Annotated in this window: 20 protein-coding genes; 8 read left to right on the forward strand and 12 right to left on the reverse strand. The window is 64.1% G+C overall.

Features of this window, described 5'->3' with window-relative positions; all coding sequences use genetic code 11:
• Positions 1 to 339: 339 nt before the first annotated feature.
• The 3 genes from H1S04_RS16215 to H1S04_RS16225 form a co-directional block, all read right to left on the reverse strand.
• Positions 340 to 498 (reverse strand): hypothetical protein, encoded by a 159-nt coding sequence (locus tag H1S04_RS16215; protein ID WP_181746553.1) that lies wholly within the window; start codon positions 496 to 498, stop codon positions 340 to 342.
• Positions 499 to 668: 170 nt separating this feature from the next.
• Positions 669 to 4,403 carry a methionine synthase gene (metH, locus tag H1S04_RS16220; RefSeq protein WP_181746554.1) on the reverse strand — a complete coding sequence of 1,245 codons (3,735 nt, stop codon included), beginning with the start codon at positions 4,401 to 4,403 and terminating at the stop codon, positions 669 to 671.
• Between the two features lie 127 nt (positions 4,404 to 4,530).
• Positions 4,531 to 4,797, reverse strand: coding sequence for a PepSY domain-containing protein (locus H1S04_RS16225; RefSeq protein ID WP_181746555.1), 267 nt, complete (start codon positions 4,795 to 4,797; stop codon positions 4,531 to 4,533).
• 159 nt (positions 4,798 to 4,956) lie between these two features.
• Between H1S04_RS16225 and metG the strand changes: the two genes are divergently transcribed.
• The 6 genes from metG (at position 4,957) to truA (ending at position 10,790) form a co-directional block, all read left to right on the forward strand.
• The gene (gene metG, locus H1S04_RS16230; RefSeq protein ID WP_181746556.1) at positions 4,957 to 6,663 is read left to right on the forward strand and encodes a methionine--tRNA ligase; all 1,707 of its coding nucleotides are present in this window, start codon (positions 4,957 to 4,959) and stop codon (positions 6,661 to 6,663) included.
• Between the two features lie 26 nt (positions 6,664 to 6,689).
• Positions 6,690 to 7,076 carry an NUDIX domain-containing protein gene (locus H1S04_RS16235; protein ID WP_220185262.1) on the forward strand — a complete coding sequence of 129 codons (387 nt, stop codon included), beginning with the start codon at positions 6,690 to 6,692 and terminating at the stop codon, positions 7,074 to 7,076.
• A gap of 77 nt (positions 7,077 to 7,153) precedes the next feature.
• A complete protein-coding gene (locus H1S04_RS16240; RefSeq protein WP_181746558.1) occupies positions 7,154 to 7,915 on the forward strand; it encodes a TSUP family transporter in 762 nt (253 codons plus the stop codon).
• Positions 7,916 to 7,981: 66 nt separating this feature from the next.
• Positions 7,982 to 8,902, forward strand: a complete 921-nt coding sequence (gene rocF / locus H1S04_RS16245; RefSeq protein ID WP_181746559.1) for an arginase — start codon at positions 7,982 to 7,984, stop codon at positions 8,900 to 8,902.
• Positions 8,903 to 9,057: 155 nt separating this feature from the next.
• Entirely contained in the window at positions 9,058 to 10,011 is a 954-nt protein-coding gene (locus H1S04_RS16250) for a 5-bromo-4-chloroindolyl phosphate hydrolysis family protein (RefSeq protein ID WP_181746560.1), read from the forward strand.
• Positions 10,011 to 10,790, forward strand: a complete 780-nt coding sequence (truA, locus tag H1S04_RS16255) for a tRNA pseudouridine(38-40) synthase TruA (RefSeq protein ID WP_181746561.1) — start codon at positions 10,011 to 10,013, stop codon at positions 10,788 to 10,790. The genes H1S04_RS16250 and truA overlap by 1 nt, the downstream gene beginning before the upstream one ends.
• Before the next feature lie 67 nt (positions 10,791 to 10,857).
• Here the strand turns inward: truA and H1S04_RS16260 are convergent, their stop codons facing one another.
• The 9 genes from H1S04_RS16260 to H1S04_RS16300 form a co-directional block, all read right to left on the reverse strand.
• The gene (locus H1S04_RS16260) at positions 10,858 to 12,084 is read right to left on the reverse strand and encodes an HlyD family secretion protein (protein ID WP_181746562.1); all 1,227 of its coding nucleotides are present in this window, start codon (positions 12,082 to 12,084) and stop codon (positions 10,858 to 10,860) included.
• Positions 12,085 to 12,087: 3 nt separating this feature from the next.
• Positions 12,088 to 12,570 carry a hypothetical protein gene (locus H1S04_RS16265; RefSeq protein ID WP_181746563.1) on the reverse strand — a complete coding sequence of 161 codons (483 nt, stop codon included), beginning with the start codon at positions 12,568 to 12,570 and terminating at the stop codon, positions 12,088 to 12,090.
• Positions 12,571 to 12,998: 428 nt separating this feature from the next.
• The gene (carB, locus tag H1S04_RS16270) at positions 12,999 to 16,334 is read right to left on the reverse strand and encodes a carbamoyl-phosphate synthase large subunit (protein WP_181746564.1); all 3,336 of its coding nucleotides are present in this window, start codon (positions 16,332 to 16,334) and stop codon (positions 12,999 to 13,001) included.
• Positions 16,335 to 16,514: 180 nt separating this feature from the next.
• The gene (locus H1S04_RS16275; RefSeq protein ID WP_181746565.1) at positions 16,515 to 17,306 is read right to left on the reverse strand and encodes a DUF1217 domain-containing protein; all 792 of its coding nucleotides are present in this window, start codon (positions 17,304 to 17,306) and stop codon (positions 16,515 to 16,517) included.
• Positions 17,303 to 17,704 carry a flagellar biosynthesis repressor FlbT gene (gene flbT / locus H1S04_RS16280; protein WP_181746566.1) on the reverse strand — a complete coding sequence of 134 codons (402 nt, stop codon included), beginning with the start codon at positions 17,702 to 17,704 and terminating at the stop codon, positions 17,303 to 17,305. The genes H1S04_RS16275 and flbT overlap by 4 nt, the downstream gene beginning before the upstream one ends.
• Positions 17,701 to 18,051 (reverse strand): flagellar biosynthesis regulator FlaF, encoded by a 351-nt coding sequence (gene flaF, locus H1S04_RS16285; protein WP_181746567.1) that lies wholly within the window; start codon positions 18,049 to 18,051, stop codon positions 17,701 to 17,703. Before flaF ends, flbT begins: the two co-directional genes overlap by 4 nt.
• Before the next feature lie 75 nt (positions 18,052 to 18,126).
• Positions 18,127 to 18,993 (reverse strand): flagellin, encoded by an 867-nt coding sequence (locus H1S04_RS16290; protein WP_181746568.1) that lies wholly within the window; start codon positions 18,991 to 18,993, stop codon positions 18,127 to 18,129.
• Positions 18,994 to 19,147: 154 nt separating this feature from the next.
• Positions 19,148 to 19,429, reverse strand: coding sequence for a hypothetical protein (locus H1S04_RS16295; RefSeq protein WP_181746569.1), 282 nt, complete (start codon positions 19,427 to 19,429; stop codon positions 19,148 to 19,150).
• A gap of 19 nt (positions 19,430 to 19,448) precedes the next feature.
• A complete protein-coding gene (locus tag H1S04_RS16300) occupies positions 19,449 to 19,679 on the reverse strand; it encodes a rod-binding protein (RefSeq protein WP_181746570.1) in 231 nt (76 codons plus the stop codon).
• A gap of 81 nt (positions 19,680 to 19,760) precedes the next feature.
• Between H1S04_RS16300 and H1S04_RS16305 the strand changes: the two genes are divergently transcribed.
• Together H1S04_RS16305 and H1S04_RS16310 are read left to right on the forward strand one after the other, a co-directional pair.
• Complete coding sequence (locus H1S04_RS16305) at positions 19,761 to 21,752, forward strand: flagellar hook-length control protein FliK (RefSeq protein WP_181746571.1); 1,992 nt, start codon at positions 19,761 to 19,763, stop codon at positions 21,750 to 21,752.
• A 25-nt stretch (positions 21,753 to 21,777) separates the two neighbouring features.
• Entirely contained in the window at positions 21,778 to 22,449 is a 672-nt protein-coding gene (locus tag H1S04_RS16310; protein WP_181746572.1) for a flagellar hook capping FlgD N-terminal domain-containing protein, read from the forward strand.
• Positions 22,450 to 22,681 lie beyond the last annotated feature (232 nt).

The raw sequence follows: 22,681 nt of genomic DNA on the forward strand, positions 1-22,681 counted from the left end.
AATATTCTGCAATTCGGGCCGCCATTCGTCTGAATCCGGTACCGCCCCGCAATCGGGATCGGATCGGCGGGCTTAAGCAACGCCTGCGCCAATCGCCCCTGCCAATCGCTCAGCATTGCCAGCTTGCGGGGCCGGCCCGGAAAGAATCCTTCGCTGAAGGTCGCCTCATAGGCCGGTTGCACCCCATAAAGGCGGCTATTTCCGAACAGGATCTGCACATCGGAAGGGCCGCCATAAGCCGATAGCAGCAACTGGTTCGTCAGCCGCCCGAGGCCGTCCGCCCCGGTCCCCTTGATGCGACAGACGGTATAGCCGGAGGACGCGCAGCGCTCGGTGATTTCATGCAGGACCAACGCGGTCACGCCGGCCTGCGCGGCCAAAGAAGCCCAGTCGCGAACCACCGCTGACGGCCCAGATGACCCGGACCGAGATCGCTGCCCCGCCCTCGGATTGCCGGATCAGCTCGTCAGAACCGTTGATGCCGTTCATGAAATCCACATCACCGAGGCGCCAGCCCCGCGCGACCTCGGGCAATTATGCTGTTCCGGTCCTGCGCTGCTGCTGGCTGAGCCGCCAGCCAGACGCCAAACCGCGATACCCCGGTCCGCATCCATCCGTCCTGCCCCCAAATCCCGCAGGCCGGAATGCCGCACCAGGTCACGTCCGGCCTATTCCGCTGCCACCGCCTGCCCCGGAACATAGTTCAGGATCGGCGCCAGCCAGCGCTCGGCCTCGGCCAGATCCATGCCTTTGCGGGCGGCGTAATCGGCGACCTGATCGGCCTCGACCTTGGCGACGCCGAAATAATAGGCATCGGGGTGGCCGATATAGATGCCGGACACGGACGATCCCGGCCACATGGCCATGGATTCCGTCAGTTCCACCCCGGTGGCTTCGGTGGCGTTCAGAAGGTCGAACAGGGTCCGCTTCTCGGTATGGTCGGGCTGCGCCGGATAGCCGGGCGCCGGGCGGATGCCGTCATAGCCTTCGGCGACCAGTTCTGCATTCGACAACGCCTCATCCGGCGCATAGCCCCAGTGATCGCGGCGCACGCGTTCATGGACCAGTTCGGCCAAAGCCTCGGCGAAGCGGTCAGACAGGGCCTGAACCATGATCGCGGAATAATCGTCGCCCTCGGCCTTGAAGCGGGCGGCGATCTCGTGATCCTGCGGGCCCGAGGTAACCACGAAGCCGCCGACATAATCGGGCTGCCCCGCCGGCGCGACGAAATCCGACAGCGCCACATTCGGGCGCCCCTCGCGCTTCTCGACCTGCTGGCGCAGGGTGTGGAAGGTGGCAAGCGCCTCGGCCCGGCTTTCATCGGTGAACAGGCGGATATCGTCGCCCGCCCGGTTCGCCGGCCAGAAGCCGATCACCGCGCGCGGCTGGAACCAGTTTTCGGCGATGATCCGCGCCAGCATGGCCTGCGCATCGGCGAAAAGCGCGCGCGCCGCCTCGCCCTGCTTTTGATCGTCGAGGATGCGCGGATAGACGCCCTTCATCTCCCAGGTCTGGAAGAAGGGGGTCCAGTCGATATAGCGGGCGATCTCGGCCAGATCGAAATCCTCGATCACGCGCGGGCCGAAGAATTTCGGCGTGGTCGCCTGCCATGCGGCGAAATCGACGGCGACGGCATTGTCGCGCGCCGCCTGCAGGGACAGGCGCGGCTTGTCCTTGTCGCCGCGATTATATTTCTCGGCCACATCGACATATTCGGCCCGGACATTGGCCGCATATTCGGCCTTCTGGTCCGACAGAAGCTGCGAGACGACGCCGACCGCCCGGCTGGCATCGGTGACATAGACCGTCTGGCCCTTGTGATAGCGCGGATTGATCTTCACCGCCGTATGCACGCGGCTGGTGGTCGCGCCGCCGATCAGCAGCGGGATATCAAAACCCTCGCGCTCCATCTCGGCGGCGACATGGACCATCTCGTCCAGCGAGGGGGTAATCAGCCCCGAAAGCCCGATGATATCGACGCCCTCGGCCTTCGCGACCTCCAGGATCTTCGCCGCCGGGACCATCACGCCGAGGTCGATGATCTCGTAATTGTTGCAGGCCAGCACGACGCCGACGATGTTCTTGCCGATATCGTGCACATCGCCCTTCACCGTCGCCATCAGGATCTTGCCATTGGTATTGGCTTCGCCCGAAGCGGCCTTCTCCTCCTCCATATAGGGCAGCAGATAGGCCACGGCCTGTTTCATCACGCGGGCCGATTTCACCACCTGGGGCAGGAACATCTTGCCCGCCCCGAACAGGTCGCCGACCACGTTCATGCCCGACATCAGCGGGCCTTCGATGACATGCAACGGGCGTTCGGCCGCCTGCCGGGCAAGTTCGGTGTCTTCCTCGATGAATTCGGTGATGCCGTTCACCAGCGCATGGGCCAGCCGCTGATCGACCGGCAATTCGCGCCAGGACATGTCCTTCTCGCGCGCCTTGGTCCCGCCCTCGCCGCGATAGCGTTCGGCGATTTCCAGCATCCGCTCGGTCGAATCGGCGCGGCGGTTCAGGACCACGTCCTCGCAGGCCTCGCGCAGGTCCGGGTCGATCTGGTCGTAAACCGCCAATTGCCCGGCATTGACGATGCCCATGTCCATCCCGGCCTGAATGGCGTGATAGAGGAACACCGCATGCATCGCCTCGCGCACCGGTTCGTTGCCACGGAAGCTGAAGCTGAGGTTCGAGACCCCGCCTGAGATATGGACATGCGGCAGGGTCTGCACGATGCGGCGGGTGGCGTTGATGAAATCGACGCCGTAATTGTCGTGTTCCTCGATCCCGGTCGCCACGGCGAAGACGTTCGGATCGAAGATGATATCCTCGGGCGGGAAGCCCACCTCCTGCGTCAGCAGATCATAGGCGCGGGCGCAGATCTCGACCTTGCGGTTCTCGGTATCGGCCTGCCCGACCTCGTCGAAGGCCATCACCACCACCGCCGCACCGTAAGCGCGGCACAGCCGGGCATGGTGCAGGAAGGCTTCCTCGCCTTCCTTCAGGCTGATCGAGTTCACGATCGGCTTGCCCTGAATGCATTTCAGCCCGGCCTCGATCACCTCCCATTTCGAGCTGTCGACCATGATCGGGACGCGGGCGATATCGGGTTCGGACGCGATCAGGTTCAGGTAATCGACCATCACCTGCCGGCTGTCGATCAGCCCCTCATCCATGTTGATGTCGATGATCTGGGCGCCGTTTTCGACCTGATCGCGGGCCACATCCAGCGCCGCCGCGTAATCGCCGGCGGTGATGAGCTTGCGGAAGCGGGCGCTGCCGGTGACGTTGGTGCGCTCGCCGACGTTCACGAAAGGGATTTCGGGGGTCTTGGTGAAAGGCTCCAGCCCCGACAGGCGCAGGGCGGGGGTGATCTCGGGGATCTTGCGGGGCACGATGCCTTCCACCGCGCGCGCAATGGCGGCGATGTGATCGGGGGTCGAGCCGCAGCAGCCGCCGACGATATTGACCAGCCCTTCACGGGCGAAATCGCGGACCTGCGCCGCCATCTGGTCGGGGGTTTCGTCGTAAAGCCCCATCTCGTTCGGCAGGCCGGCATTGGGATAGGCGCAGACCAGCGTGTCGGCCACGTCCGAGATCTCGGCCAGATGGGGGCGCATCGCCTCGGCGCCCAGCGCGCAGTTCAGCCCGATGGTCAAGGGCTGGGCGTGGCGGATCGAGTGCCAGAATGCGGTGGGCGTCTGCCCCGACAGCGTGCGCCCCGACAGGTCGGTGATGGTGCCCGAGATCATCACGGGCAGGCGCAGGTTCTTTTCGACAAAGACCTGTTCGCAGGCGAAAACGGCGGCCTTGGCGTTCAGGGTGTCGAAAATCGTCTCGATCAGAATCAGGTCGGCGCCGCCGTCCATCAGCCCGCGAATCTGTTCGGCGTAAGCCGTCGCCAGTTGGTCGAAGGTCACCGCCCGGAAGCCCGGATTGTTCACGTCTGGGCTGATCGAGGCGGTCCGGTTCGTCGGCCCGAGCGCGCCCGCGACGAAGCGGGGCTTGCCGTCTTCGGCCGTCGCCCGATCCAGCGCGGCGCGGGCCAGCCGTGCGCCTTGGACGTTCAGATCATAGACCTTATCTTCCAGCCCGTAATCGGCCTGCGCGATGGTGGTCGAGGAAAACGTATTGGTTTCAACGATATCCGCCCCCGCCTTGGCATAGCGATAGTGAATTTCCTCGATCGCGTCGGGGCGGGTCAGGTTCAGAAGGTCGTTATTGCCCTTCTGCGGATGGTCGGAATGGATATGGCACGCACAACCCGCGCCATGGCCGATATAGTCATCCTCGGACAGGCGCAGATCCTGAATCTGCGTCCCCATCGCCCCGTCAAGGATCAGGATTCGGTCCTGCGCCAGCCTGCGAAGCTGATCGAATGCGGCAGAGCGGGGAAGTTCGGGCACGGGCTCACCTGTCACAACGGGAATAGGCGCTTATAGCGGCGGCAATGATATTCTTCAAATTCATGTTTCACATGAAAATCTTGCGCAACGCTCATATTGCGCGCCCGATTCCAGCAGGATTTCGCGGCTATTTCTCGGCGGGCGCGCTCGCATCCGCCTGTCGCATGCGTTCCGAAATCACCTCGCCCGAGTTGGCGTCATAGACCGTTTCCACGATCAGCTTGTCGCGCCGGGCCTGGACCTGGAACTGGCCGTCCTTGCGGGTGATCTCGATCCCTTCATAGCCTTGGGCCGCCAGTCGATCCCGAATCGCAGTTTCCATGGGATCGGCATTATCGGCGAGGGCGGTGCCAACCGTCAGCATCAACAACCCCCAGACAAGAGCAGCGCGCATGCTGAACCCCCATAGTCGTATACAAGAAATATATGGGAATCCGTCTGCCGCGTCTATCCTTCACGGTCAACTGCGCCGCCAGCTGTCCCCCAACCGCCACAACCCTTTCCAAGCAAGGCCGCAAAGGTTACATACCGCCGGTAATTTCCGGGAACGCATATGGCACGCCACCTCATCACCTCCGCCCTGCCTTACATCAATGGGATCAAGCATCTGGGCAACCTCGTCGGCAGCCAGTTGCCGGCCGATCTCTATGCGCGTTACCTGCGCGGGCGGGGACACGAGGTGATGTTCATCTGCGCCACCGACGAACACGGAACCCCGGCGGAACTCGCCGCCGCCAAGACCGGCGAGCCGGTCGATGTCTATTGCGCCCGGATGCATGCCGAACAGTCGAAGCTGGCCGAGGGTTTCGGCCTTTCCTTCGACCATTACGGGCGGTCTTCCAGCACGCAGAACCGGCATCTGACCCAGCATTTCGCCGGCAAGCTGGACGAGGCCGGCCTGATCCGCGAAGTCAGCGAAAAGCAAGTCTATTCCATCGACGATGGCCGCTTCCTGCCGGATCGCTATATCGAGGGCACCTGCCCGAATTGCGGCTATGACAAGGCGCGCGGCGATCAATGCGAAAACTGCACCAAGCAGCTGGATCCCACCGACCTCATCAACCCGCACAGTACCATCAGCGGCAGCACCAATCTGGAGGTGCGCGAGACCAAGCACCTGTATCTGCGCCAATCCGCCATGCGCGACCAGATCGCGGCATGGATCGACAGCAAGAGCGACTGGCCGGTGCTGACCACCTCCATCGCGAAGAAATGGCTGTTCGACGGTGACGGCCTGCAGGATCGCGGCATCACCCGCGATCTGCACTGGGGCGTGCCGGTGCAGAAGGGCGACCAGCCCTGGCCGGGAATGGAGGGCAAGGTCTTCTATGTCTGGTTCGACGCGCCCATCGAATATATCGGCGCGACCGCCGAGTGGGCCGATGCCAAGGGCGGCGACTGGGAACGCTGGTGGCGCATGGATCGGGGCGCCGACGACGTGACCTATACCCAGTTCATGGGCAAGGATAATGTCCCCTTCCACACGCTGTCCTTCCCGACCACGATCCTCGGCTCGGCCGAGCCTTGGAAGCTGGTCGATTACATCAAAAGCTTCAACTACCTGACCTATGACGGCGGCCAGTTCTCGACCAGTCAAGGGCGCGGCGTGTTCATGGATGACGCGCTGTCGCTGCTGCCCGCCGATTACTGGCGCTGGTGGCTGCTGTCGCACGCCCCCGAATCCGGCGACAGCGAATTCACCTGGGAGAATTTCCAGCAATCGGTGAACAAGGACCTGGCCGATGTGCTGGGCAATTTCGTCAGCCGGATCACCAAGTTCTGCCGCTCGAAATTCGGCGAGACGGTGCCGGAAGGTGGCGAATGGGGCGAGGCCGAACGCGATCTCGCCGCCGCATTGGCCACCCGCATCCGCGATTACCAGACCTTCATGGACCGGATGGAGGTGCGCAAATCCGCGGCCGAGCTGCGCGCCATCTGGGTGCTCGGCAACGAATATCTGCAGGCGGCGGCGCCTTGGTCGACCTTCAAGGAAGACCCGGAAAAGGCCGCCATGCAGGTTCGCATGGGCCTGAACCTGATCGCGCTTTATGCCAGCCTCTCGGCACCCTTCATCCCCTTCACCTCGGCCGCCCTGACCGAGGCGATGAACAGCCGCGCCGATTGGCCCGATGATGTGGATGCCGCGCTGACCGCCCTGCCCCCCGGCCACGCCTTCACCGTACCCGAAAACCTTTTCGCCAAGGTCACCGACGATGAGCGCGACGAATGGGCCGAGCGCTTCAAGGGCACCCGCGCCTGACAGGCACGACAAAGGTCTGCCCACTGGTGACAAGGCGGGTGGATGGCCAGTGGCTGGTGCTGGCTTTTATCCATCCGCTGGCCGGGCGCCAATTCGTCAAGGGCGGGATCGAGCGCCATGAAACGCCCGCCAAGGCCGCAATTCGTGAACTGTCTGAGGAAAGCGGCATCCGCGTTATGGCGCCGCCGGTCCTTCTGGGCACGGCCCCCATCGGATCGGAAGGCCGGATATGGCATTTCTTCGACTGCCCGGCCCCGGCGCTGCCCGACCGCTGGCAGCACCGGACCGAAGACCGGGGCGGATTGCTGTTCGATTTTTTCTGGCACCCGCTGGCAAAGACGCCGGGCCAGGACTGGCATCCGATCTTTCGCGATGCCCATGTCACGATCCGCCGCCTTCTTGACGGCCGCTGACTCCAAGGTCAGATCCTCGGTCTGGACTTCCGGGGGATCGCGCCCTTACCTCGGCGCAGGCTTTTTCGGGTGGTTTCATGTCATTTGATCCCGGCATCCTGATCTTCTGGGCCATCGCCGCGCTTGCCGCATGGGTGCAGACGCTGACCGGATTTGCGCTCGGGCTGATCCTGATGGGCGCGACCGGGGCGCTTGGGCTGATGCCGGTGCCGCAGGCGGCGGCGGTCACCTCGCTTCTGGTGCTGGTCAATTCGGTGCTTGTGTTGGCGCATGGCTGGCGCGATGTCGACAGGCCTGCGCTGAAGCTGATCCTGCTCGGCGCCTTCCCGAGCCTGGTCGCGGGCTTCTTCCTGCTCGGCTGGCTGGCGGGCACCGCGCTCGGGCTGCTGCAACTTCTGCTCGGCATAGCGATCGCCGGCTCGGCGGCGCAGCTTGCCACGCGGCCGACGCGCCGCGAGACACGCTCGCCGCCTTTCACCTTCTTCCTGTCGGGGTTGATCGGTGGCCTGATGGGCGGCCTTTTCGCCACCACCGGGCCGCCGGTCATCTGGCACCTTTACCGCCAGCCGATGACGCTCAATGCGGTGCGAGTGACGCTCGTTTCGGTCTTTTTCCTGACGCAGATCCTCCGCAGCGGGCTTGTCGCGGCTTCAGGCGGCATCACCCCGGCATTGCTGATCAGCGCCGCCGGTGCGGCCCCGGCGGTCGTTCTGGGCACATGGCTCGCGCGGCGTTTCCCGCCCCCTGTCGCGCCGGTGACCATCCGCAAGGCCGCGCTCGCGCTGCTGTTTCTGTCGGGTGTTTCCCTCATCCTTTCGGCGATCGGCAAGTTCGGCTAGGACGCAAGGTCTGGCATCACAAGCGCGCAGGTCGTATGTTCCGCGCGCAACCAGACAGAGGACCCCATGACGCATTGCATCCTGATCGGCGCCCCGGTGGACGAGGGGCAGCGCGTCCCCGGTTGCGTGATGGGGCCGGCCGCCTACCGCATCGCAGGGCTTGGACGCGTGCTGGAAACGCTTGGCCATTCGGTCGAGGATCGCGGCGATGTCGCCCTGCCGCCGCTGAAGGATGTGACCCATCCCAACAACGCCATTCACCACCTGCCCGAAATGATCGGCTGGACCGACGCGTTGAGCTCGGCGGCCGAACAGGCGATGCCCGACGGGATGCCGATCTTCATGGGCGGGGACCATGGCCTTGCGCTTGGCACCGTCGCGGGGGTCGCGGCCCATGCGAAGGCCGCGGGGCGGCCGCTTTTCGTCATATGGCTGGACGCCCACAGCGATTTCCACACGCCGCTCACGACGACCTCGGGCAATTTGCACGGCACGCCCATGGCCTATGCCGCGGGTCGCGACGGCTTTGCGCCCTTCCCCGATTTCCCGGCGCCGGTTCCGGCCGAGAACATCTGCATGTTCGGCATCCGCAGCGTCGATCCGGCGGAACACGCGGCGCTCGAGGAGACCGAGATCACCGTCAACGACATGCGCGTGCTGGACGAGCGGGGCATCGTCGCACCTCTGATGGAGTTTCTCGACCGCGTGCGCGCCGCGAACGGGATGCTGCATGTCTCGCTGGACGTGGATTTCCTCGACCCCGCCATTGCCCCCGCCGTCGGCACCACCGTCCCCGGCGGCGCCACCTTCCGCGAGGCGCATCTGGTCTGCGAGATCCTGCACGAATCCGGCCTCGTGACCTCGCTGGACCTGGTCGAGCTGAACCCGTTTCTGGATGATCGCGGCCGCACGGCGAAGCTGATGGTCGATCTGGTCGGCTCGATGATGGGCCAGAAGGTCTTTGATCGCCGCACCCGCAGCTTCTGACCCGGTTGCAATCGGGGAGCGCGCGGCCCATCTGTTCGTTGATGTCCAAACCGGAGTCCGCGATGTCCCAGAAAGCCATGCAACGGCTGTCCTTCTATCTGCTGATCGGCCTGACGCTTTACGCGTCGCTGGCCGGTGCGGCATGAGGAGGCAGCATGGCTGAACGCTATCGCGGCCGCTATTCGCCGGGGGAGCCCGCGCGCGCCGAACCTCGCGCCGATCAGCACCACCCCTATGAGTCGCGCACCAAATGGATCACCATCGCGGCGATCCCCTTCCTGCTCAGCGCGTTCTGGCAGGGACCGGTCGGCATGGTCGCCAACCTCGCCGCCTTCGGCATCGTGGCGCTGGGGTCGCGCCTGACCCGCGAAGGCCTGCAGGCCGAAGCCGTCTATGATGCCCGCCGCGTGGCGCGCCGCCCTGCCTGGCCGCGCAAGCTGTTCGGCGGCGTGCTGACCGGGCTTGGCCTCGCCATTGGTGCCGCCGAACCCGGCGCCCTGGCCCCGGCCATGCTGATCGGCTTTGCCGGGGCGCTGTTGCACTATCTGGCCTTCGGACCCGACCCGATGCGCGACAAAGGGATGGAGGGGGTCGACAGTTTCCAGCAGGACCGGGTGGCCCGCATCATCGCCGAGGGCGAGGCCTATCTGGCCGGAATGCAGGACGCCATTCGGCGCACCCGCGACCGCCGGCTGGAAGCCCGCGTCGCCCTGTTCGCCGAAACCGCGCGCGAGCTGTTCCGCCGGGTCGAGCAGGATCCGGGCGACGTGACCGCTGCCCGGCGCTATCTGGGCGTCTATCTGATGGGCGCGCGCGACGCGACGGTGAAATTCGCCGACCTCTATGCCGAAACGCAGGACCCCGGCGCGCGTGGCGATTACGAGGCGCTGCTGACCGATCTGGAAGCCAATTTCGCCGCCCGCACCCGCGCGCTGATCGACAGCGGCCGGACCGATTTCGACATCGAATTGCAGGTCCTGCGCGACCGGCTGGCGCGCGAAGGCGTGCGCATGCCCGATCCCGGTCAGCCGGCACTGGAAGACCGCAAGGGTGTCGACCTGACCGATCTGCTGCGCGCGACCGCCAAGGCGGGACGAAAGACCGACTGATGCCGCGCTATGCATTCCGGGTCGAATATGACGGCGTGCCCTTCGCCGGCTGGCAGGCCCAATCCGGCCAACCGAGCGTGCAGGGCGCCATCGAAACCGCCTTGGCAAAGCTGGACACGGGCTTTGCAACCGGCGCCCGGATCGCCGCGGCGGGGCGCACCGATGCGGGCGTCCATGCCGCGGGCCAGGTATTCCACGCCGATCTGATCCGCGACTGGGAGCCGTTCAGACTGTCCGAGGCGCTGAACTGGCATCTGAAACCCGCCCCCGTCGCCATCACCGCTGCCGTGCGGGCATCCGACGATTTCCACGCCCGTTTCTCGGCGCTGGAGCGTCGCTATACGTTTCGGCTGGTCGCCCGCCGCGCGCCCGTGGTCGCGGATCGCGGCCGCGTCTGGCACGTCCTGCGCCCGCTGGATGTGGACGCCATGCGCGCAGGCGCCGCCCATCTGATCGGCCGCCACGATTTCACCACCTTCCGCAGCACCATGTGTCAGTCGGCCTCGCCGGTGAAGTCGCTGGACGAGATCCGCATCGAAGCGCTGCCCTATCCCGCCGGGCAGGAGATCCGCTTTCACCTGCGCGCCCGCAGCTTCCTGCACAATCAGGTCCGCAGCATCGTCGGCACGCTCGAGCGCGTTGGCGCGGGGGCGTGGGACCCTGATCACGTGCGCGCCGCGCGCGAGGCCCGCGACCGCGCCGCCTGCGGGCCGGTCTGCCCGCCGCAGGGCCTGTCGCTGACCGGCGTGACTTACGCCCCGGACCCCTTCCAGAACTGATATCCCGGCCTTGAAATGAAAAATGGCGCGCCGCCGGGCGCGCCATTCGCATTTCGGCGGCGAGGTTTCAGTGCCCGCCCGAGAAAACCAGCGTGCGGAAAGGCATCATCGCCACCTGAATCCGCAGCAGCATCGCATGGACCAGCCCCAGCGCATCCACGCCGTGCAGCGCCACCTTGGTCAGGCCTGCCGTTTCCGGGTTGTCGATGGTGTCGTGATTGTTCGAATACACGTTCGCGATGCACTGGCTGCCCGGCACGATGTCCTTGAACCCGTCGGGGTAAAGCGGTTCGAAATTCACCGTAACGGTGCCGTCGCGCTTGGTCTCGCTGACATCGACCAGCCGCTCGCCGCTGTTGACCTGACCGGCAGCGATGAAATCCTGCTCTTGCGAGACGACGACCGGAATGACCTTCCACGGTGTGGTATTGCAGGAAATCTCGCCGATCATGCCGACCTTGATAACCGGGGCCGAGATCTGGCCGAACCCGGCCTGCACATAACGCCGACCGGCATCCGAGGGGACAAGCACCCCCGCCGGACGCAGGAACGAATTCACCATGTCGCCCTTGCGCAGGGTGAACTGTTCGACTGTGCCGTCGACGCCGGCGCGCACGGTGGCGTTCTCGATCTCGATCTCGGCCCGGCGCAGGGAGGCTTCGGCTGTGGCCTTCTGGGCGGGCAGCAGCGTCTGCAGCCGTTCCCTGGCCGAGGCGAGCGACGCCTCGGCCGCTGCAAGCGCGCCCTGGGCGGCGGTCCGGCTGACTTCAAGGGTCTCGATCTCGCGGCGCGTCACGGCCGAGCCGGACAGGCCTTCCTTCGTCGCCAGCTCATCCTCGATCTGGCGCAGCCCGGCGCGGGCTTCGGCAACGTTGCCTTCAGAGGCGGCCATGTCGGAGGCGGCGACCAGCATGGCGGCATCGGCTTCGGCGATGCGGCGGCGCTCGATCTCGACCTGGGCTTCCTGACGCGAGGTGTCGACGCGGAACAGGGGATCACCCGCGCGAACCGTGTCGCTGGTGTTCTTGTAGACTTCGACCACTCGACCGCTGGCATCGGGGATGATCGGCACGGTGCGGAAATGGACGACCACGTTCGAGGTTGACGGATGGAAGTAGAACACCACCGTGATCAGCGAAATGGTCAGGATGAAGCAGGCGGTAATACCATAGCGCAGCACGTACCACACCGAAAACAGCGTGATTTCCTTGCCCCAGCGCTTGCCCTGCACATAGCGGCGATACAGATAATCGGGCAGAATCGTGACCAGCGAACACAGAAGAACTTCAAGCATGGCTCAGTGCTCCTTCGCGGGGGCGGTTTCGGCCGCGAAAATCTCGGCGGAGGAAGGCTGCGCGTCCGGCTGCGCGGGGGTCTCGACCGCGGGGGAAGGCGCGTCCGGCACAGGGGCGGGTTCGACGGCGGGCACGCGCACGCGGGTGCCGGTCATCCGCTCCAGCGCCTCCGAGATGCGCGTCAGCGGCGTCGTCAGGTCCGGCAGGTCGATCATCGCCAGTATCAGGGCCGCGCCCCATAGCAGGTTGTTATGCGTGAACAGCGCCAGCAGGCACAATACCGCGACGATTTCGAATTGCAGCTTCTGGCCATGATGGGCCAGACGCTCGGGCAGGCTGTGCAGCCACAGGAAAGCGACGCCCAGCAGGAACACCACGACCAGCAGGAAAATCCCGATCCCCACCAGCAAGCCGTCGACCTGTCCGGGCGCGGTAATGAAGGATGGTAAGTAATGCGTAGCGAGCGGGTTTATTTCTTCAGGCATACCAATAACTCTCTGAAGGCGTCCCGGCGCCCTGCGCGGAAGCGCAGGAGGGCCAACGGGCATTTGTCTGCGCTTGCGCTTCCCACTTTCGCCTGCGCGCGTCAACGGGTCGCACATATGAAACAATACTCCAACCCTCGCGCGATGGGGCGAAATTTGGCCGAAATGCGGGGCGTATTCGCGGAAAAGCGCCTTGAGGGCCATTTCGCCGGGGGTCCGACCGCACCGCCGCCGCCCCCCGCGCAACGTCGCGTCACGACAGCCGACTCAGGCGGAGCGGGATAGAGGCGAGGGCCGTGCGGGTACGAGACAAAGGGCCGGCCGTGCATCAACGCGAGCCGAGCCTTATCATTTGCTTTCACCGCGACTGGCAGCGACGCAGATCCGCACCCGACATCAGACCTGTGTCAGCGCCGTGCCGGGCGGCGTCAGGCCTGCAGGCTTCGCACCCCGACCTCTCCCTCATCGCGCGATTTGATCGCTGCCACCGCCGCAATGCTGCCCGCGGCCGTGGTAAAATAGGGGATCTTGTCATACAGCGCCACGGCGCGAATCTCGCGGGAATCGTTGATCGTCTGCGCGCCTTCGGTGGTGTTGAGGACCATTGCGATATCGTCGTTCTTCAGCCGGTCGATGATATTCGGACGACCCTCATAGACCTTGTTGACGCGCTGCGCCTCGACGCCGTTCCCGGCCAGGAACTCGGCCGTGCCGCTGGTCGCGATGATGCCGAAGCCCATCTCGACCAGTTCGCGGGCGGCCGCAGCCATCTCGGCCGTCTTGTCGGCGTCCTTGATCGAGATGAACACCTGACCCGACGAGGGCAAGACGGTCCCGGCGCCAAGCTGGGCCTTCAGAAAGGCGCGCGGGAAGTTGCGATCCCAGCCCATGACCTCACCAGTCGAACGCATCTCGGGCCCGAGAAGCGTATCGACGCCGGGGAAGCGCGCGAAGGGCAGCACCGCCTCCTTGACCGAGAACCAGGGGGTGATGGGATCGGCCAGCGTCAGCGGATCGGCGAAGGGCAGCGGATGATCGGGGCCGACACCCGCCGGATAGGGCGCGCGGGCGGGGAAGTTCGACATCGGCTCGCCCGCCATCAGCCGCGCGGCGATGGAGGCAATGGCGCTGTCGGTCGCCTTGGCCACGAAGGGCACGGTCCGCGAGGCGCGCGGGTTCACCTCGAGCACATAGATCTGCCCGTCCTTGATGGCGAATTGCACATTCATCAGCCCGACGACGCCCAGTTTCAGCGCCATGGCGACGGTCTGGCGCTTCAGCTCCTCGATCGTCTCGGCATCCAGCGTGTGCGGCGGCAGCGAACAGGCGCTATCCCCCGAATGGACGCCGGCTTCTTCGATATGCTCCATGATACCCGCGACATGGACGGTCTTGCCATCGGACAACGCATCGACATCGACCTCGATCGCGCCGGACAGATAGCTATCGAGCAGCACGGGGTTTTTCCCTGAAACATCAACCGCATGGGTGATGTAGCGATTCAGGTGATCCATATCGCGCACGATCTCCATCGCGCGGCCGCCCAGCACATAGGAGGGGCGGATCACCAGCGGGAAGCCGACGCGGGCGGCGATCTCGCGCGCTTCCTCGGCGCTATGGGCGATGCCGTTGACGGGCTGTTTCAGGTCCAGCTCGTGCAGCAGCTTCTGGAAGCGCTCGCGGTCCTCGGCCAGATCGATGGCGTCGGGCGAGGTGCCGAGGATCGGGATCCCCTCGGCCTCCAGCGCATCGGCGAGCTTCAGCGGCGTCTGGCCGCCGAACTGGACAATAACGCCGTGCAAGGTGCCGTTTTCCTGTTCGACCGCAAGGATCTCCAGCACGTGCTCCATGGTCAGCGGCTCGAAATACAGCCGGTCGGAGGTGTCGTAATCGGTGCTGACCGTCTCCGGGTTACAGTTGACCATGATGGTTTCATAGCCGGCATCGGTCAGCGCGAAACAGGCGTGGCAGCAGCAGTAATCGAACTCGATCCCCTGCCCGATCCGGTTCGGGCCGCCGCCGAGGATGACAACCTTCTTGCGGTCGCTGGGCCGCGCCTCGTTCTCGACATCGCCCATCGCCGGCGCTTCATAGGTCGAATACATATAAGGCGTCTGCGCCTCGAATTCGGCCGCGCAGGTGTCGATGCGCTTGAAGACCGGGTGCAGACCGGCGGCGCGGCGGATGCGGCGGATCTCGGCCTCGTCGCGGCCGGTCAGCTGGGCCAGGCGTGCATCGGTGAAACCCATCATTTTCAGCGCCCGCAGCCCCTCGCCGGTGGGCAGTCCTTTCTCGCGAACGCGATTCTCGGCCTCCACGATCTCGCGGATGCGGGCCAGGAACCAGGGATCGAAGGCAGTCACGGCGTGAATATCCTCGTCGCTCAGCCCGTGGCGCATCGCCTGCGCGATCACGCGAATGCGGTCCGGCGTCTGCATCGCCAGCGCGCGGATGACCGCGGGCTTGCCCTCCTCGGCCGCGCCGGGAATGACGATGTCATCCAGCCCGGTCAACCCGTTTTCCATCGAGGCGAGCGCTTTTTGCAGCGATTCGTGGAAACTGCGGCCAATCGCCATGACCTCGCCCACCGATTTCATCGCGGTGGTCAGTTCGGGCTTGCTGCCGGGGAACTTCTCGAACGCGAAGCGCGGGATCTTGGTGACGACATAGTCGATGCTGGGTTCGAAACTGGCGGGCGTCACCTTGGTGATGTCATTGTCCAGCTCGTCCAGTGTATAGCCCACGGCCAGCTTGGCGGCGATCTTGGCAATCGGGAAACCCGTGGCCTTCGACGCCAGCGCCGAACTGCGCGAGACGCGCGGGTTCATCTCGATCACCACCATGCGGCCATCCGCCGGATTGATCGCCCATTGCACGTTGGAGCCGCCGGTCTCCACCCCGATCTCGCGCAGGACCGCAATCGAGCCGTTGCGCATCCGCTGATACTCACGATCGGTCAGCGTCAACGCCGGGGCGACGGTGATGGAATCGCCGGTATGCACACCCATCGGGTCGATATTTTCGATGGCGCAGACAATGATCGCATTGTCCTTTCGGTCGCGCACGACCTCCATCTCATATTCTTTCCAGCCGAGCAGGCTTTCATCGATCAGCACCTGCGCCACCGGCGAGGCGTCCAGGCCAGAGCGGACAATCGCCTCGTAATCGTCGCGGTTATAAGCAACGCCGCCCCCGGTCCCGCCCAGCGTGAAGGCGGGCCGGATGATCGCCGGCAGGCCGATCTCCTCCAGCGCCGCCAGAGCCTGGGCCACGCCCGCATTGATGTCATAGCGGCCCTTGGCATCCTTGGGCGCCGAGACGATTGTCGCGCGCGGATTTTCCAGGCCGATCCGGTCCATCGCCTCGCGGAACAGTTTCCGGTCCTCGGCCATCTCGATGGCGGCGCGCTGCGCACCGATCAACTCGACACCGTATTTGTTCAGCACCCCCGCGTCAGCCAGAGCGAGCGCCGTATTCAGCGCCGTCTGCCCCCCCATGGTGGGCAGCAAGGCGTCGGGCCGTTCCGCCGCAATGATCTTCTCGACGACTTCCGGGGTGATCGGCTCGATATAGGTTGCATCGGCCATCTCGGGATCGGTCATGATCGTAGCCGGGTTCGAGTTGACCAGGATGACCCGGTAGCCTTCTTCGCGCAGCGCCTTGCAGGCCTGGGCGCCAGAGTAGTCGAACTCGCATGCCTGGCCGATGACGATGGGACCGGCACCGATGATGAGGATGGACTGGATGTCGTTTCTCTTCGGCATGGCGGGCCCCCGGGCGCTGAACTGTCGGCAAATCGACCGGGGTTATAGTGATGCGGCGCCGGGAAGCAAGGGGAAGGTTCCCGGATTCTGCGGCACCCCGCGCCCCGCAACGACCCAGCCTTCACGCATCGCCAGATCCGCAGGAAGGGCGCCCCGGCACGCATTTCGTGCCCCAACCACCTACCCGCCCGACAGCAGGCTGAGCGCCGTGGAATAGCGGCGGGTCGCGCCATCGACCTGGATCGCGCTGCGCGCCAGGAAGCTTCGCACCAGCTTCTCGACCTTCTCGGGCAGGGTGAACTGTTGCATGTCGTCCGACCCCAACAATTTTCGTGCGCCCTTCGCAAATTCCTCCATCTGCCGATCGATGGGCAGCTTGCCATAGGCAGAGCCGAAGCCGAAGGCCCCCGCAAAGACCGCCCGTAACGGCTTGCTTCCCAGCACCTCATACCATTTGGTGGCATTGGTGGAGGGCCGAGCCGCCAGCGCCGCCAGCTCACGCCGGGCGTTCAGCGCAAGACGCAGGTTCTGGTCGCCCTCGCCGACGCGCGCCTCGAACTCCCGGTCGACATATTGGGCGGTGATCCTGTCGGCAAAACCGGCTTGCTGCGTTTGCGGAGGCCCGGCGCTGTTGAACGCAAACGCCTCGGCCAGCCGCTGGTAGCTTTTGTTGGACAACCTGTTCGCGAGACTGCCCTTTTCCGAAAGGTCACTCTCCAGCACCTTGCGGATAAACCCCCGGTTGCCGATATCGTTTTCCAGTCCAAAGGCGTGCAATGCGACCGTCAGCAGACGATGATCCGAGAGCAGATCGTCCACCGAGGTCACCGAACCGATCTTCGCGCGAAAGTTGTTCGTCGCGGTGGCCACCGCGCCGTCGGCGGCGACCAGATCGCGCTGGCGTGTCGCCGTCTTGTTGAGCAGCGTCCAACCTGCCAGTCCGCCCGAGCCGGTAAAAACCTGATAACTCATGCTTTCGCCGCGAGGAGGCGCGCCTCCCGGGGCAGCAGATCGCGCAAAGCACGCAGGGCGCGATAGAAGTTGCTTTCGATCACCCCCGCCGTGGCATCGCCGAGAAGATGGCGACTGTCTCTGTCCTCAAACACCTGGGTAAGCTGCTCGATCCCCCGCAACAGGATCCTGCGGCCGTCTTCGACGGCGCGGTCACCCGAGAGGACCAGTTGCGCTTCGTAGCAAATCCGGCTGACCGGGGTGATGGCGTCATCGGGATGAATGGCATCCCGCAGTCGCAGGATGTTCGCCTGCGGCGTCTTCACCGAGAGTCGCGCGCGCCGATCGCCATTTTCAATGACCACCCCATTGATGAGGATACGTTCATTCGGCGCCAGTTTCAGAACAAGCCCGCTCATTCGCCACCCCGGCCCCGCAGGCCTTTCATGATGTTGAGATTGATATCGATCAGCGCCGAAACATCGCCCTGGCCGGCAAGGACACGGTTGCCGTGACGAATTGAAAACATCGCCAAGGACAGAAGCTGGCCCTTCAACTGTTCGGGAAGTCCATTTTCCGGGCCGGCCAGATCCGCCGCGAGTTCAGTCCAAAGATAGTTGTTGTCCACGATGGCCTGCGCGGCCTTCGGTCCCGAGCCCGATGGGCCCGCAGATTGCAGCGCGCGCGTGACGCGTGCGAAAAGTTCGTATTCGACCTCGCGCGGCGATTTCGCCAGCGGCGAGCCATATCCGGCAGATCGGACCATGGAAGTTTCGAGCACCCGTTCACCCCGTCAATGCAAGTGAAGGTCGGGGCATGCGCGACGCCCCGACCCGTGTTATCAGCCGCGGAACAGCGACAGCAGCGATTTCGGCGCTTGGTTGGCAATCGAAAGCGCCTGGACCCCCAACTGCTGCTGGGTCTGCAGCGCCTGCAGGCGGGCAGAGGCTTCTTCCATATCGGCATCAACCAGCGCACCGACCGCCGAGGTCATCGAATCGCTCAGCTGCGAAATGAAGCTCGACTGGATTTCGATCCGCTTGTTGGCCCCACCGAAGGCCGTCGCGGCGTCCGTTGCCGCACTGAACGCCGCGTTGACGGTTGCCAGGGCGGCATCCCAGTCCGTCACCGCCGTCAGATCGAGCGCGGCAAGGTCGGTCATCGCCGCAACCGTGCCACCCGTAAGCCGCAGGTCGGTATTGCTCAGGTCGACATCGATCGTATCGGCCGTTACGGTCCCATCCTGCGCGCGGTTCAATGCTGACAGCGCCTTGAAGGTCGAAGCCCCGTCAAACTGGTCGCCATTCACCAGATTGATCCCGTTGAACTGGGACGCCTTCACGTTGGTTTCGATCTGTGCCTTCAGTTTGACGACATCCGCCTGCAGCGTCGCGCGATCGAGGTTGCCGTCCTTCGCCGAGGCGACCTTTTTCCCGATTTCAGTGATCAGCGACTGGACGGATTCTGCCGCCTTGGTGGCCGTCGAAATCGCGCCGGACGCAAGCGAAAGGCTTTTCGAGACCGCCTTGAAGCCGCCGACATCCGATTCCATCACCTTCGAGATGGCCCAGATAGCCGCGTCATCCTTGGCATTGTTGATGTCCTTGCCGGTCGAGATCTGATCCTGCGTTTTCGCCAGACTCGAGTTGATCCCTTTCAGGGTTTGCAGCGCGACCATTGCGCCGTTGTTCGTCAGAATGCTGGACATGTTGTCCTCCTTAATATGGCATTTGCCGTTGCATTTAAGGCCATTCTGACCACGGATATTCCGGTGCTTTCAACACAAGCCCGGTTTTACCGGACAATCATTACCAATTCTCTAATTTTCAGATTCGCTCCATATCTTGATGCTGCACATTTTATTAAAACCGACCGAGCGTCGGACGTGTGACGCGCACCTTGTTCGGCTCGCCGCGCCGGTCATAGGTCGTGACATTGCGCGCCGATGCCCCCGCGATTGAGATCAACGCACGAGCATCCGCGATCCCGTCCGCCGCCGCACGCGCAAGCCCCTCCAGCCGCGCCAGCCGCTTGCGCACCCCCGAACGGGTTGCATCCGGCGAACGCTCCAGCCTTGCTCCAGCCCTCTCCAGATAATTCAGTGCCGCGTCAGCATCGCCGGCGATCAAAGATTCTGCCGCCATATCCAGACATTTTTCAATATCATGCATTGCGCGGCGCCTCGAGGCCAAGGTTGAGCCGGTTGGAAAGCGTAACCGCGTATTCGCGGCTGAGAAATGAGGAGAACTGCTCCTCCCCAACGCCCCCGGAAAATTCGCCGGCAGAGGTTTGTGGCACTATATATTTCATCATCTCCTCCAGAAAAGCCAACTCGAGCTTCTGCGTGGGCAATGTATGAGATGGATAAAATGCAGGGATGTTATCTACACGCATTGACTTCTCCGAATCATCTATTTTCGATGTTTAAGCGGAGGCGGTAAATATTTGGTAACCCGGAACCGTTAAGCAGGACGCATGGACATCCGAATCGCACCCTTGGCCCCGACAGCCGAATCGATCCCCACTCTATCTGGCGGCAGCGCCAAGCGCGGGGCGGAGTTCGCATCGCTGATGGTGTCGGCAGCCGAGAAAGCAAATACCAGCGCGCTGGCGGAGACAGCCGATCCCGCTGTCAGGGCCACCAACGTTGTTACCGGCACCGAGGATGACCTTGGACAGCCACCCGAACCTCCCGAACAGCCACGCTCAAACGGGACGTCAATGGACGTTCGCAAACCGCCTTCTCAGGTTCCGGCCGTTCAGGATCAGCCTCGCGCCACCACTCCCGTCTCGAATATGGACCCGTCCCCTGCGGAAGTCGCCTTCGTTGAACTCCCCCCTCAGCGACCCAAGCTGCCGCAAGGCGTGGTCGTGGTGCCAGTGGCGATAGGTGAAGCATATTTCAATGACGAGAACAGCGATCCGTCCGCCGATATTCCAGAATATCCCGACACTGAGGTCGAATGCTGCGACTCCAATGTTCTGGAAACAGCCAGTCCCCGCCAAACGCAAATCATGACTCTCGATCCTGGCTTCGCAAGGTATGCCGCCGCGCCAAAAGAAAGCGCGATTGCTATGGCCACCAGTCCCAGGTTCACCCTGCGTGCCGTAGCGCCAACTGAAAGCGCGGGGGGTATGATCGACGAAAGTCGTGACGCAACTCCCACAACCAAGTCGACAACCACTGAGATACCTGGCCTCGACAGTTCGGCCCTGTCGGAAGATCGTTCGCAACCCACCAGATTGAAAGACGCGCCCTCGCCCGACCGCCGACCCAACGTCCGTGGCCCTGCGGCCAGCGAACCGCCGCCGATTTCGGCAAGCACGACAGGTCTCGGCGAGGCAACCCCAAATGCAATATCCAATCCGGATAGGCGCGCCCAGGCTTCTGATCTGACGCCCCAGTCGAGCCGCACGTTTCCGGTCGCTCACCTGCCGCCGGCGGTGAGCGAGCAACCATCGTTTCCGACGCCCCCTCCTCTGCCGCCTCGCGACGCACCGCTTGCAGTTCTGGCGGGTGAAAAGCTGCTGCAGGTGCCGAGCACCTCCACCGGAAGCCGTGGCGCATCGGCCCAACCCGCAGCTTCGCTTGCCACGTCTTCACTGATCGCATCGCCGTTACCCTACATAGGCGAAGGTGATTTTCTGAACAGCGATGAGACCGGCTCCACCACGCTCCGCTCTATCCCCGGCACGAAAACGGATACCCCTCTGCCTCACGCCGCCATGCTGACGACCGGGCTGCGAATGGCCCCGGGCGAACTAATCGCAGAGGGTCCGGCCCACCCAACAGGGCCGTCGATTCCTGGAACCATCGAAACGCGCTCCAGAACGGAAAAGGCAGAGGTTGCGCCGGACGCAAGCAACTGGCCCAAGAACGCTGCTCCGCCGGCAGTCATCGCCACCCTGACCGGAAACGTTGCGGCCCCGGAATTGCTCGTCATTTCCGCCGTGGAGGACGATCAGATTGGTGCGGGAGCGCGTGACGAGATCGTGTTGACAGATGGGGGCGGGCTACACCCCACTTCACCACTCGGCGAGCGGCTGTCGCCTGCTCTCGCATCCGGCATGCAGCCATCCCGCCAGTTGGCGGAGGCGATCACGCGAACTGCGGCCCCGCAAAGCGAGACCGAACTGGTTCTGACGCCTGAGGAGCTCGGCACCGTTCGATTTACCGTCAGCCAACAGGACGGCGCGATGACGATCGCCATTTCCGCCGATCGCCCGGATACCTTGGCGCTGCTTCGACGCAACGCCGACATGCTCATGGCGGATCTGGCGCAATCAGGCATGGGCGATGCCACGTTGGATTTTGGCGGCTCGGGCCGTGATCGGCGAGACAATGACGGATGGCAGTCGTGGGAGGCATCGCCAAAGGACGGCGCGATGGAGGTGGCGGCCGACCGGACGCGAACCCAGCCGACGCGGCGCCCCGCCGGGCACGGACGACTGGACCTGCGGCTATGAAACCCAGCATGGAAGGCAACATAGAATGGTAACCACTTCGGCTGTATCGGCAACCGGCGCGGCGAACACGGCGCCGCCGCAGTCCAAAAGCAGCGGCTTTTCCGGCGGTGACTTCGAGACGTTCCTGAAGATGCTCACGACGCAGATCAAAAACCAGGATCCGCTGAACCCCATGGAAGGATCAGAATTCGCGGTCCAGCTCGCAACATTCTCGGGAGTCGAGCAGCAGGTCAAGACCAACGACCTGCTGGAGCAGATGTCGGGGCAGTTGGGTGCGGATTCGCTTTCCACCTATTCTGACTGGATTGGCCGGCAGGTGCGCACCACCGGTCCGGTCTACTTCGGGAAAGACCCGCTGATCATGGACATCTCGCCCGATCCAACGGCAGATCGGGTGGTGCTGGTCGCCAAGGACAGCTACGGCCGACGCATATCCGCAGAGGATATCGGCAAGGGGACAGGACTTGTCGAGTGGTCCGGGGTGGATGCCAACGGGGCTCGGTTGCCGGCAGGGATCTACAGCTTCTCGCTGGAAAGCTATCGCGGCGAGAAGCTGATCCAACAGGGCAACGTGCCAACATACAGCACGGTTCACGAAGTCCAACGCAGCAACGGCAAGATCTCGTTCGTGCTCGACGGTGGCGCAACCGCGAAACTGGATCAGATCGACGCTCTGGCTGTCTCGGGCAATCCGTGAGGAGCGCGCTGCGGGCATTGATCGCGACGGATCCCGCGAAGGCGACGAAGCGCTGTCGCGGTGTCGAACGGCTGAGGCTTTTGCAAAGCTTGATTTCCCGGCGCCCTGTACGAAGGCCGATGCTTTGCTGCAGCAAGCGACTGTCTCCCATCCCATCGCCGAACGGCCTGCGCGCCGTCACCGTTATGGCGCTGAATGGGGCGTCTGGTCTGCGATCTGGCTTTTGGGCATC

Origin of the sequence: Paracoccus sp. S1E-3 (assembly GCF_013868135.1) — a bacterium.
Taxonomy (GTDB): domain Bacteria; phylum Pseudomonadota; class Alphaproteobacteria; order Rhodobacterales; family Rhodobacteraceae; genus Paracoccus.

What these genes read in the sequence shown, in the direction of transcription:
- H1S04_RS16225 (WP_181746555.1), bottom strand. Translation starts at nt 4,797, where the DNA reads ATGCGCGCTGCTCTTGTCTGGGGGTTGTTGATGCTGACGGTTGGCACC.
- metG (WP_181746556.1), top strand. Translation starts at nt 4,957, where the DNA reads ATGGCACGCCACCTCATCACCTCCGCCCTGCCTTACATCAATGGGATC.
- H1S04_RS16240 (WP_181746558.1), top strand. Translation starts at nt 7,154, where the DNA reads ATGTCATTTGATCCCGGCATCCTGATCTTCTGGGCCATCGCCGCGCTT.
- rocF (WP_181746559.1), top strand. Translation starts at nt 7,982, where the DNA reads ATGACGCATTGCATCCTGATCGGCGCCCCGGTGGACGAGGGGCAGCGC.
- H1S04_RS16250 (WP_181746560.1), top strand. Translation starts at nt 9,058, where the DNA reads ATGGCTGAACGCTATCGCGGCCGCTATTCGCCGGGGGAGCCCGCGCGC.
- truA (WP_181746561.1), top strand. Translation starts at nt 10,011, where the DNA reads ATGCCGCGCTATGCATTCCGGGTCGAATATGACGGCGTGCCCTTCGCC.
- H1S04_RS16260 (WP_181746562.1), bottom strand. Translation starts at nt 12,084, where the DNA reads ATGCTTGAAGTTCTTCTGTGTTCGCTGGTCACGATTCTGCCCGATTAT.
- H1S04_RS16265 (WP_181746563.1), bottom strand. Translation starts at nt 12,570, where the DNA reads ATGCCTGAAGAAATAAACCCGCTCGCTACGCATTACTTACCATCCTTC.
- carB (WP_181746564.1), bottom strand. Translation starts at nt 16,334, where the DNA reads ATGCCGAAGAGAAACGACATCCAGTCCATCCTCATCATCGGTGCCGGT.
- H1S04_RS16275 (WP_181746565.1), bottom strand. Translation starts at nt 17,306, where the DNA reads ATGAGTTATCAGGTTTTTACCGGCTCGGGCGGACTGGCAGGTTGGACG.
- flbT (WP_181746566.1), bottom strand. Translation starts at nt 17,704, where the DNA reads ATGAGCGGGCTTGTTCTGAAACTGGCGCCGAATGAACGTATCCTCATC.
- flaF (WP_181746567.1), bottom strand. Translation starts at nt 18,051, where the DNA reads ATGGTCCGATCTGCCGGATATGGCTCGCCGCTGGCGAAATCGCCGCGC.
- H1S04_RS16290 (WP_181746568.1), bottom strand. Translation starts at nt 18,993, where the DNA reads ATGTCCAGCATTCTGACGAACAACGGCGCAATGGTCGCGCTGCAAACC.
- H1S04_RS16295 (WP_181746569.1), bottom strand. Translation starts at nt 19,429, where the DNA reads ATGGCGGCAGAATCTTTGATCGCCGGCGATGCTGACGCGGCACTGAAT.
- H1S04_RS16300 (WP_181746570.1), bottom strand. Translation starts at nt 19,679, where the DNA reads ATGCGTGTAGATAACATCCCTGCATTTTATCCATCTCATACATTGCCC.
- H1S04_RS16305 (WP_181746571.1), top strand. Translation starts at nt 19,761, where the DNA reads ATGGACATCCGAATCGCACCCTTGGCCCCGACAGCCGAATCGATCCCC.
- H1S04_RS16310 (WP_181746572.1), top strand. Translation starts at nt 21,778, where the DNA reads ATGGTAACCACTTCGGCTGTATCGGCAACCGGCGCGGCGAACACGGCG.